Genomic DNA, 11,985 nt, shown 5'->3' with positions numbered 1-11,985 from the left:
CTCCACCTCCACATCCAGGACCGCCCTGATCCGGCTCACCAGCCGCACCGCCAGCAGCGAGTGCCCGCCCAGCACGAAGAAGTCGTCATCCACCCCGACCTCGGGCAGCCCCAGCACCTCGGCGAAGGCCGCGCACAGCAGCTCCTCCCGCGCATCGGCCGGACCCCTGCTCGCCCGCCTCACCTCCGGCGCCGGCAGCGCGCCGCGGTCGAGCTTGCCGTTCACCGTCAGCGGCAGCTCATCCAGCACCACCAGCGCCGACGGCACCATGAACTCCGGCAACCGCTCACCCGCGAACCGCCGCACCGCCTCCGTCAGCTCGTCCGCCCCCACGTCAGCGGCCGGGACCAGGTAGCCGACCAGCCGCTTGTCCCCCGAGTCGTCCTCGCGCACCACCACCGCCGCGTCCGACACCCACCGATGCCGGGACAGCACCGCACGTACCTCGCCCGGCTCGATCCGCATCCCGCGGATCTTCACCTGCTCATCCGCGCGCCCGACATAGACCAGCTCGCCGTCGTCCCAGCGCGCGACGTCGCCCGTGCGATACATCCGCCCGCCCCCGAAGGGGCACGCCACGAACCGCTCGGCCGTCAGGCCGGGCCGACCCACATACCCGCGCGCGACGCCGGGGCCCGCCACATAGACCTCACCCGCGACACCGACCGGCACCGGCGTCAGGCGCTCGTCCAGGACCCAGACCCGTGTGTCGATGACCGGCCGCCCGATGGCCACGCGATCGGAGGCGCACTGCCACAAGGTGGCATCGACCGTCGTCTCGGACGGCCCGTAGGAGTTGAACATCCGCCGACCGGCACCCCAACCCTCCAGGACCCCCATCGGCAGCGCCTCACCCGCCGCCGCGACCACCACGCTCGGATCCAGTCCGGCCGGGTCCAGGCCCGCCAGCACCGCCGGCGGCAAGGTCACGTGCGTCACCTGGGAAGCGTTCAGGGTCCGCAGGAGCGCCTCCCCCAGCCGAGCCTCCTCCGGCACGATGGCCAGCGAAGCCCCCGAAAGCAGCCCCAGCCACTCCCAGCCGAAGGTGTCGAAGCCCGGCGACGCGAACTGCGCCACCCGCGAGCCCTGGCCGACGCCCAGCCACCGCTGCTGCCCCTCGATCAACGCACCGACACCGGCATGCGAGACCACCACACCCTTCGGCGCCCCGGTCGAACCGGAGGTGAACATCACATACGCCGCCTGCTCCAGCCGCAGCGCGCCCCGCTCGTCCGCTGACAACCGGCCGCCCGCCAACCCCGCGAGCCCGGGGTCGTTGGAAAGCACCACGTCGATGTCGTCGGGCAGGCAGTCCATCGTTCCCGGCGACGCGACCGCGACCCGCACCCCGGCCTGGATGATCATGGACTCGATCCGCGCTTCCGGGTAGGTGACGTCCACCGGCAGGTAGGCCGCGCCCGCCTTCAGCACGCCCAGCAGCGAGACGATCAGATCGACCCCGCGTTCCAGCGCCACCGCCACGACCGACTCCGCGCCCACCCCCCGGCTCAGCAGCGCCCGGGCCAGCCGGTTCGCGCGAACCTCCACCTCGGCGAACGACACCTCCACGCCGTCGCCCACCACCGCCACCGCAGCCGGATCCCGGTCCACCTGCGCCTCGAACAGCTCCGCCACCGTCCCCGCAAGCGAACCCGCGGGACCCGTGCCCCAGGAGGCCAGCCGCTCCAGGCCGCCCGCGTCCAGCACCCCCACGCCGGCCAGCGGCGTTTCAGGAGCCGACTCCAAGGCAGTGACCACGTTCTCCACGACCGTGCGGACCAGCCCGGTCACGGCCCCGGCATCCACTCCGGCGACCGCGTCCACGACCACCGACATCCCGTCGCCGTTGTCCTCGACGATGACCGAGAGGGGGTAGTTGGTCGGTTCCTCGGTGAAGACGACCCTGACTCCGGGCAGCCGGGTGTGGAGTTCGGCGCCGCCGTCCGTGTTGTGCCGGTAGTTGAAGATCGAGGTGAACAGCGGCAGGTCGGCGGGGACGCCGCTCGCGCGCTGGGCGACGGCCAGCGGCGCGTGCTCGTGCGCGAGCAGGTCCGCCAGTTGGCCGCGCATCCCGGCGACGGCCGCCGCCACGTCGGCGTGGCCGAGCCGTACGCGCACCGGCAGCAGGTTCATGAAGGGGCCGGGGGCGCGGTCGGCGCCGGGGCCGGCGTTCATGCGGCCGAACAGCACGGTCCCGAACACCACGTCGTCCCGCCCCGACACCGCGCCGAGCACCCGGGCCCACACCACGTGCATCACGGTCGCCGGGCTCACCCCGAGCCGCCGGGACACCTCGCGCAGGCGGCTCTCCAGCGCCGGGTCGAGGTCGGACGTGGCCCGCTCGGCCCGGCCGCCGGTCTGGGCGTCGCGCAGTCCGAAGGGCGCGGTCGGTTCCTCGACGTCGCCCAGCAAGCCCGCGAAGTACCGCTCGTGCTCTTCGTCGCTCCCCCCGCGCCTGGCCTGCGCGACGAAGGTGCGGAACGGCACCGGCTCGCCCAGCTCACCGCCACGCCCCGTCAGGAACGCCCCCACCTCGTCCAGCAGGATCTCCAGGCCCAGGTGGTCCTGGACGAGGTGGTGCATGCGCACCATGGCCAGCCACCGCTCGGAACCGGGGACGCGGGCGGTGCGGACGTCCAGCAGGGGTGCCCGGCCGAGATCCATGGACGGGTCGGCGGCGGCGATCAGCTGCTCGACCAGGTCACCGCCGGCAGCGTCCAGCTCCACGGTCTCCACGGTCTCCACGGGCAGCGCGGCCCTCCGCCACACCACCTGGACCGGCTCCCGCACTCCCTCCCACACCAGCGACGTACGGAAGACGTCATGGCGGTCGACGACCCGCTGCAACGCCCCGACGACCTCGTCCAGCCGCGCCCGCGACGCGAACTCCAGCACCACCGGACGGGTGTAGACGTCCTGACCGTCGCCCGCCAGCAGGTGGTGGAAGAGCAGCCCCTCCTGCAGCGGCGCGAGGGGATAGACGTCCGCGACGTTCGCCGCCCCGCCCTCGACCCCCGCCACGATCCGGTCGATCTCCGCCTGCGACAGGCTCACCAGCGGCAGCATCTCCGGCGTGATTTCGCTCGCGCCTGAGGGGACGGCGCGGCCGGGTACGGCCATCGGCTCGGCGCCCGTCACCGCCGCCAGCCCGGCCACCGTCGGCGCCTGGAAGAACGCCCGCACCGACACCGTCACGCCGCGCGCCCGCAGCCACTCGACCAGCGACACCACCAGCAGCGAGTGACCGCCCAGCGCGAAGAAGTCGTCCTCCACGCCCACCCGCTCCAGCCCGAGCACGTGCGCGAAGCCCTCGCACAGCAGCTCTTCGCGGGCGTCGGCGGGACCGCGCCCGGCGCCGCCGGACCGCTCGGGGGCAGGCAGGGCGTCGCGGTCGAGCTTGCCGTTGACGGTCACCGGCAACGCGTCCAGCACGACCACCGCCGACGGCACCATGTACTCGGGCAGCCGCCGCGCCGCCTCCCGCCGCACCCGCTCCGGCAGCTCGCCGTCCGTACCGCCGTCCGTACCGCCGGCCGGGACGACGTAGGCGACCAGCCGCTTGTCGCCTGGGGTGTCCTCGCGGGCGACCACCGTGGCGTGGGCGACCTCGGGGTGGGCGGCGATGACGGTCTCGATCTCGCCGGGCTCGATGCGGACGCCGCGGATCTTCACCTGGTCGTCCGTGCGGCCGAGGAACATGATCTGCCCGTCGGCGGTCCACCGGGCCAGGTCGCCCGTGCGGTACATGCGCCCGCCGAAGGGGCAGGCCACGAACCGCTCGGCGGTCAGACCGGGACGGCCGGCGTAGCCGCGGGCGAGCTGCACGCCCGCCAGGTACAGCTCGCCGGTGACGCCCACCGGCGCGGGCCGCAGGAACTCGTCCAGCACGTACACCTGCGTGTTGGCCACGGGCGAGCCGATGCGCACGGGACTGCCGGGGGCGCAGCGCCAGGCGGTGACGTCCACGGTCGCCTCGGTCGGGCCGTACATGTTGTGCAGCTCGACGCCGTCGAGCGCCTGGAAGAAGCGGTCCTGCAGGGCCGCGGGCAGCGTCTCGCCGCCGCACATGACCGTGCGCAGCCGGGTGCCGCGCGTGAGTTCCGGTTCCCGCAGGAACACCTCCAGCAGGGACGGGACGAAGTGCGCGACGCTCACCCCGGCTCGCCGCATCAGCCCGGCGAGGTAGGCGGGGTCGCGGTGCCCGCCGGGACGGGCGACGACGAGGGCGGCGCCCACCATCAGTGGCCAGAACACCTCCCACAGCGACACGTCGAACCCGGTCGGCGTCTTCTGCAGCACCCGATCGTCCCCGGTGAGCCGCAGCCGCTCCTGCATCCAGGCCAGCCGGTTCACCGCCGCCTCGTGCGGGATCACCACGCCCTTGGGGACGCCGGTCGAGCCGGAGGTGTACATGACGTAGGCCGCGTGCGCGGGCAGCGGCTCGCGCCGTTCGCCGAGCCGGAGCGGCTCGCCGGGCAGCTCCGCGAGCCGCGCCCGCAGGACGGGGTCGTCCAGGGCCAGGCAGGGCGCGCCGGCGGGCGCCGGGCCGCCTGAGGTGAGGACGACGTGCGCGCCGGCGTCCCCGGCCATGAACGCCAGCCGCTCCACGGGATGCCCGGGATCCAGCGGCAGGTACGCCCCGCCCGCCTTCAGCACGCCCAGCAGCGCCACGATCAGGTCGATCCCGCGGTCCATGGCGACCCCGACGACCGTGTCGGGCCCGGCCCCGGTGTCGATGAGCAGCCGGGCGAGCCGGTTCGCCCGCGCGTCCAGCTCGGCGTAGGTGACCTCGCCGTCCTCGCACACCACGGCGACCGCGCCGGGCGTGCGGGCGGCCTGCGCCTCGACGAGCGCGGGCAGCGTCGCGTCCCCGCGCGGCACGGCCGTGTCGTTCCACCCGGTCAGCACCTGGCGGCGCTCCTCGGGGGCGAGGACGTCCACGGCGGACGTGGGCAGCTCGGGGTCGCCGGCCAGGTGGGTGAGTGCGCGCGTCCACCGGTCGGCGAGCCGCTCGGCCGTGCCGGCGTCGAACAGGTCGGCCGCCGCGATCACCACGCCCCGCAGGCCGGCGGGCGCGCCGCGCTCGTCCCGTTCTTCTCGTACGTAGACCTGGAGGTCGAACTTGGCCACCGGCGGGACCGACGTCTCCAGCACCGTGTCCGCGAGCAGCGCGCCGGCCCGCACGCCGGGCAGGTCGAGCCGGGCGTCCTCGGCGTTCTGCAGGGTGAGCATCACCTGGAAGAGCGGGTGCCGCGACAGGGAGCGGGCCGGCGCCAGCTCCTCCACCAGCCGCTCGAACGGCACGTCCTGGTGGGCGTAGGCGCCCAGGCTCGTCTCGCGCACCCGGTCGAGCACCTCGCGGAACGCGGGGTCGCCCGACAGGTCCGTGCGCAGCACGAGCGTGTTGACGAAGAAGCCGACGAGGTCGTCCAGCGCCTCGTCCATGCGGCCGGCGACCGCGACGCCGATGGGGATGTCGCGCCCGGCGCCCAGCCGGTTCAGCAGCACGGCGAGCGCGGCCTGCAACACCATGAACGTGGTCACGCCCGCGTCCCGCGCGAACTCCGCCAGCCGCGCGTGCACCTCGGCCGGCACCCGGTACGCGGTGACGTGCCCCCGGTGGCCGGCGACGGCGGGACGCGGCCGGTCGAACGGCAGCGGCAGCTCCTCGGGCAGGCCGGCGAGCGTCTCCCGCCAGTAGGCGACCTGCCGGGCGAGCAGGCTGCCGGGGTCGTGCTCGTCGCCGAGCAGCCGCCGTTGCCACTGGGCGTAGTCGGCGTACTGGACGGGCAGCGGCTCCCAGCCCGGCGCCCGGCCCTGACGGCGGGCGCCGTAGGCGGTCGACAGGTCGCGGGCCAGCGGCGTCTCGGACCAGGCGTCGCCGGCGATGTGGTGCAGCACCATGACCAGCACCCGCTCGCCCTGGTCCGTCGCGAGCAGCCACGCCTTGATCGGCGGCTCCACGGCCAGGTCGAACGTGTGCCGGTACGCCTTCCGGACCGCTTGGTCCAGCTCAGCGGCCGGCACCTGGACGAGCGGCAGGTCCCAGTCCAGCTCGGCCGGGCTCAGCACCCGCTGGCACGGCTCGCCGTCCTCGACCGCGAACACCGTGCGCAGCACCTCGTGCCGGGCGATGACGTCGAGGAGCGCCGACTCAAGCGCGGGGTGGTCGACGTCGCCGGTCAGCTTGAGCGCGACGGGGATGTTGTAGGTGTCGCTCAGGCCCTCCAGCTGCTGGATGAACCACAGGCGGCGCTGCGCGAACGACAGCGGCAGCCGTTCGGGGCGCTCCTGGGCGGTCAGCGGCGGCCGGGCGGTGTCCGCCTCGTCGAGCCGGGTGGCCAGGGCGGCCACGGTCGGGTGCTCGAAGAGCGTCCTGATGCCGAGGTCCACGTCCAGCAGGCGGCGTACGCGGCTGACGAGGCGCACCGCGAGCAGCGAGTGGCCGCCCAGCGCGAAGAAGTCGTCGTGCACGCCGACCTCGGCCAGGCCCAGCACCTCGGCGAACACCCCGCACAGGAGCTCCTCGCGCAGCGACGCGGGACGGCGGCCGGCGCCCGCGGCGTAGACGGGGGCGGGCAGCGCCTTGCGGTCGAGCTTGCCGTTGATCGTCAGGGGCAGGGCGTCGAGCGTGACGACGGCCGCGGGAACCATGTAGTGCGGCAGCCGTTCCGCGGCGTGCCGCCGCAGCCGCTCGCCCAGCTCGGCGGCGTCCTCTCCGGCGGCGTCCTCTCTGGCGGCGTCCGTTATGGCGGCGGGGACCACGTACGCCACCAGCCGCCGGTCACCGGCCACGTCCTCGCGGGCGATCACCGCCGCCTGCGCCACCCCGGGATGGGCGGCGAGCACGCTGCGCACCTCGCCCGGCTCGATGCGGAAGCCGCGGATCTTGATCTGGTCGTCGGCGCGGCCGAGGAACTCCAGCTCCCCTTCGCCGTTCCAGCGCACCAGGTCGCCGGTGCGGTACATGCGCTCCCCCGCGCTGCCGTGCGGGCAGGCGACGAAGCGTTCCGCGGTCAGCCCGGCCAGGCCGGCGTAGCCCCTGGCGACGCCGGTGCCCGCCACGTACAGCTCGCCCGCCACGCCGACCGGCACCGGCTCCAGACCGCCGTCCAGCACGAACACGCGGGTGTTGGCGATGGGCGACCCGATGGGCACCTCGCCGGTCACGGGACGGCACCGCCACACCGCCGCGTCCACCGCGGTCTCCGTCGGACCGTAGGAGTTGAACATCACCCGGTCCGCCGACCAGGTCCGTACCAGCTCGGGCGAGCAGGCCTCGCCGCCGACGTCCACGACCACGCCGGGCGCGATCGACCCCTCGTCCAGGCCGGCCAGCACCACCGGCGGCAGCCACACGTGCGTCACCCGCTCCCCGGCGAGGAACGCCGCCAGGTCGGCGCCGGCCCGGCGGTCCTGCGGCACCACGACCAGGGTCGCGCCCGACACCAGCGGAACCGACCATTCCAGGCAGAACTGGTCGAAGCTCACCGACGCGAACTGCGCCACCCGCGACCCCCGCCGCGCCCCGAACCGTTCCGCCGTCGCGGCGACCGTGTTGGCGAAGCCGCCGTGGGTCACGATCACACCCTTCGGCCGTCCAGTGGAGCCGGAGGTGTGGATGACGTACGCCGGGTGCGCGGGCAGGGGCGGCGCCGCGGGCGGCGGTCCGCCGGGCAGCGCGGCCAGCTCGGCCAGGACGGCGGGATCGTCCAGGACCAGGGTCCGTCCCGGCACGCCCGCCACGCCGGAGGTGGTGATCACAACCGTCGCGGCGGCGTCGTCCAGCATGTACGCGATGCGCTCCGCCGGGTGCCGCGGATCGATCGGCAGGTAGGCGCCGCCCGCCTTCAGCACCGCCAGCAGCGACGTGACCAGCTCGACCCCGCGCTCCAGCACCAGGCCGACCACCGACTCCGGCCCCACCTGCCGGGCGAGCAGCAGCCGGGCCAGCCGGTCCGCCCGCGCGTCCAGCTCCGCGTACGTGACCTCGACGCCGCCCGCCACCACCGCCACCGCGTCCGGGGTCCGCGCCGCCTGCGCCTCGAACCACCGCGCCACCGTCCCGTCGGGGACCGCCGACGCCGTGTCGTTCCAGCCGGTGAGCAGCCGGTCCCACTCGTCGTCGCCCAGCACCCTGACGGCCGACAGCGGCCGCTCCGCGCCGCCGTCCACCGCCTCGGCCAGCGCGCCGGCCAGGTTCCCGACCGTCGTGCGCAGCATGCGGGCGACCGCGTGCGGGTCGATCGGCGGCACGCCCTCGACGAGCAGGTCCAGCGCGTCGCCGTCGTCGTCGACCGACACCGACAGGGGGTAGTTGTCCCATTCCCGCAGCGCGACCACGCGGATGCCCTCGGCCACGCCGGTGCGGTCGCCGGCGGCGTTGTGCCGGTAGTTGAGCAGCGAGGTGAACAGCGGCGTGTCGCCCGCCACGCCGCCGGCCCGCTGCGCGAGGGCCAGGGGGGCGTGCTCGTGCTCCAGCAGCCCGGCCAGCCGGTCGCGCATCGCGGCCACGGCCGACACCACGCCGGTGCCGTCCACTTGGGCCCGTACCGGGAGGGTGTTGATGAACGGTCCTGGCACCCGGTCGGCGCCGGCGCCCGCGTTCATCCGGCCGAACAGCACCGTGCCGAACACCACGTCGTCCCGCCCGGCCACGGCCGCGAGCACGCGCGCCCAGGCCAGGTGCAGGACGGTCGCCGGGCTGGTGCCGAGCGCCCGCGCCACCCGGCGCAGCCGGGCGGTGACGTCGGGGGCGAGGCCCAGCCTGGCCCGTCGCGTGGCGGTGTGGTGGCCGCGCACGTCGAGCACCCCGTACGGCGCGGTCGGCTCGTCCACGTCGCCCAGCAGCTCGGCGAAGAACCGCTCGTGCTCCGCCTCGCCGTCGGCGCCGCGCGCCTGCGCGACGAAGCCGCGGAACGGCGGCGGCGCGGCCAGCTCGTCCCCGTGTCCGGCGAGGAAGGCGCGCACCTCGTCGAGAACGAGTTCCTGCCCGGCGTGGTCCTGGACGAGGTGGTGCACGCGGATGAGGCCGAGCCACCGCTGCCCGTCCTGGGCGGCGTGCACGTCGATGAGCGGGGCCCGCCCGAGGTCCATGGACAGGCCGGCGGCCTCGATGAGCCGCTCGACGGGGTCGCCCGCGCCGAGTTCGACGGTGTGGACGCGGAGGCCGGCGTGCCGCCGGACCACCTGGACCGGCTCGTCCAGGCCCTCCCACACGACCGAGGTGCGCAGGATGTCGTGCCGGTCGATGACGTGCTGGAGCGCCTCGGTGAAGGCGTCCAGCCTGGCCCTGCCGTCGAACTCCAGGACCGTCACCAGCACGTACGCGTCCGCGCCGGTCCCGGCGAGCAGGTGGTGGAAGAGGATGCCCTCCTGCAGGGGCGCGAGCGGGTAGACGTCGGCGACGTTGACCGCGCCGCCCGGCACCCCGGCCACGATCCGGTCGATCTCCGCCTGCGACAGCTCGACCAGGGGCAGCATTTCGGGGGTGATCCTGGTGGCGCCCTCAGGGACGGCGGCGGGCGGCGCCTCCGCCTGCTCGGCGCCCGCCGCCACGGCCAGCCCTGCCACGGTCGGCGTCTGGAACAGCGCGCGTACGGGAACGCGCAGGCCGTGCTCGCGCAGCCACTCCACCAGCGAGACGACCAGCAGCGAGTGGCCGCCCAGCGCGAAGAAGTCCTCGTCGACGCCCACCCGGTCGAGGCCGAGCACGTGCGCGAAGCCGGCGCACAGCAGCTCCTCGCGCGGGCCGGACGGGCCGCGGCCCGCGCCGGCGGCGTACTGGGGGGCCGGCAGCGCCCTGCGGTCCAGCTTGCCGTTGACCGTGACCGGCAGCGCGTCCAGGACGACCACCGCCGACGGCACCATGTAGTCGGGCAGCCGCCGCCCGGCCCAGCTCCGCACCTCGTCCGGCCCGGCCTCGGCGCCGACCACGTACGCGACCAGCCGCGCCCCGCCCTGCTCCTGGCGGGCGACCACCGCGGCCTGCGCCACCTGCGGGTGCGCCGCGATCACGGCCTGCACCTCGCCAGGCTCGACGCGCATCCCGCGGATCTTCACCTGGTCGTCGGCCCGGCCCACGAACTCCAGTTGCCCGTCGGGCCGCCAGCGGGCCCGGTCGCCGGTGCGGTACATGCGCTCGCCCGGCTCGCCGTAAGGGCAGGCCATGAACCGTTCGGCGGTCAGGCCAGGCTGTCCCGCGTAGCCGCGGGCGAGCTGCACCCCGGCCAGGTACAGCTCGCCCGCCACCCCGACCGGGACCGGCCGCAGGGAGGCGTCCAGCACGTAGGCGCGGGTGTTGGCGACCGGGGCGCCGATCGCGACCGGGGCGTCGTTGCGGCATCGCCAGGCGGTGACGTCCACCGACGCCTCGGTGGGGCCGTACAGGTTGTGCAGCTCCGCCCCGCCCAGCACGTCGAAGAAGCGCTCCTGCAACGGCTGCGGCAGCGCCTCGCCCGAGCACACCACCCAGCGCAGCCCGTCGCAGGCCGCCGCCGAGGGCTGCCGCAGGAACACCTCCAGCATCGACGGCACGAAGTGCGCGACGCTCACCCGGGCGTCCCTGATCAGCTGCGCCAGGTACGCCGGGTCCCGGTGCCCGCCCGGCCTGGCCACGACCAGCGTGGCGCCGGTCACCAGCGGCCAGAAGAACTCCCAGACCGACACGTCGAAGCCGTACGGCGTCTTCTGCAGCACCCGGTCGCCGGGCTCCAGCGGCAGCCGCCGCTGCATCCAGGCCAGCCGGTTCACCACGCCGGCGTGCGGCACCACGACGCCCTTCGGCCGTCCCGTCGATCCGGAGGTGAAGATCACGTAAGCGGCCTGGCCGGGCCGCACGACGCCGCCCAGCGGCTCCCCGACCGGCAGGTCGTCCACCTGCAGCACGTCGCCGCGCACCGGCTCGCCCGGCGGCAGGTCGTCCGCCCGCAGCGCGGTCACGCCGTCCGGCACGAGCGCGACGGTGGCGGCCGAGCAGACCATCACCCGCGCCCCCGCGTCGGCCAGCATCGAGGCCACCCGCTCAGGCGGGAGCTCCACCTCGACCGGCAGGTAGGCCGCGCCCGCCTTCAGCACGCCCAGCAGCGCCACCACGAGATCGACGCCGCGTTCCATGACGACGCCCACCACCGACTCGGCGGTCACGCCCTCGGCCGCCAGCGCCCCCGCGAGCCGTCCGGCTCGTTCGTCCAGCTCCGCGTAGGTGACCTCGGCGCCTTCATACACCACCGCGACCGCGTCGGGGGTGCGCGCCGCCTGCGCCTCCACCAGCCCGATCAGGGAGGTGCCCGGTACGGGCGCGTCGGTCGCGTTCCACGCCCACACCACCTGGTCCCACTCGTCGGCGGCCAGCACGTCCACCTCGGACAGGCGGGCGGAGACGTCCCTGACGAGCGTGTCGAGCAGCCGCACCCAGCGCTCCGCGACCCGCTCGGCGCTGTCGCGGTCGAACAGGTCCGCCGCCGCGATGACGTACCCCCGCAGCCCGGCCGGCTCGCCCGCCTCGTCGAACACCTCGGCCGCCGCCACGTCGAGGTCGAACTTGGCGGGCGCCGTGGCAGGGGAGATCTCCCTGGCCGTCACCCCGGGCAGGTGCAGCGGCACGCCGGTGTCGTTCTGCAGCGTGAGCATGACCTGGAACAGCGGGTGGCGGGCGAGCGACCGGGCCGGGGCGAGCTCCTCCACCAGGCGTTCGAACGGCACGTCCTGATGGGAGTGGGCGTCGAGCCCGGTCTCCCTGACGCGGCCCAGCACCTCGCGGAAGGTGGGGTCGCCGGACAGGTCGGTGCGCAGCACGAGCGTGTTGACGAAGAACCCGATCAGGTCGCTCAGCGCCTCGTCGGTGCGTCCAGCGGTGGGCGTGCCGATCGGGATGTCGGTGCCCGCGCCGAGCTTGGCCAGCAGCACCGCGAGCGCGGCCTGCAACACCATGAACGTGGTCGCGCCCTCGGCCCTGGCCACCTCGACCAGCCGCGCGTGCACCTC

1 protein-coding gene is annotated in these 11,985 nt (G+C 75.0%); it reads right to left on the bottom strand.

Features of this window, described 5'->3' with window-relative positions; genetic code table 11:
- The coding region (locus ACFFR3_RS27755; protein WP_379484098.1) for a non-ribosomal peptide synthetase at positions 1–11,985 on the bottom strand (11,985 nt) is incomplete at both ends.

Origin of the sequence: Nonomuraea salmonea, assembly GCF_042428605.1 — a bacterium.
Classification (GTDB): Bacteria; Actinomycetota; Actinomycetes; order Streptosporangiales; family Streptosporangiaceae; genus Nonomuraea; species Nonomuraea salmonea.
This window is presented reverse-complemented; position numbering and strand designations above follow the sequence as displayed.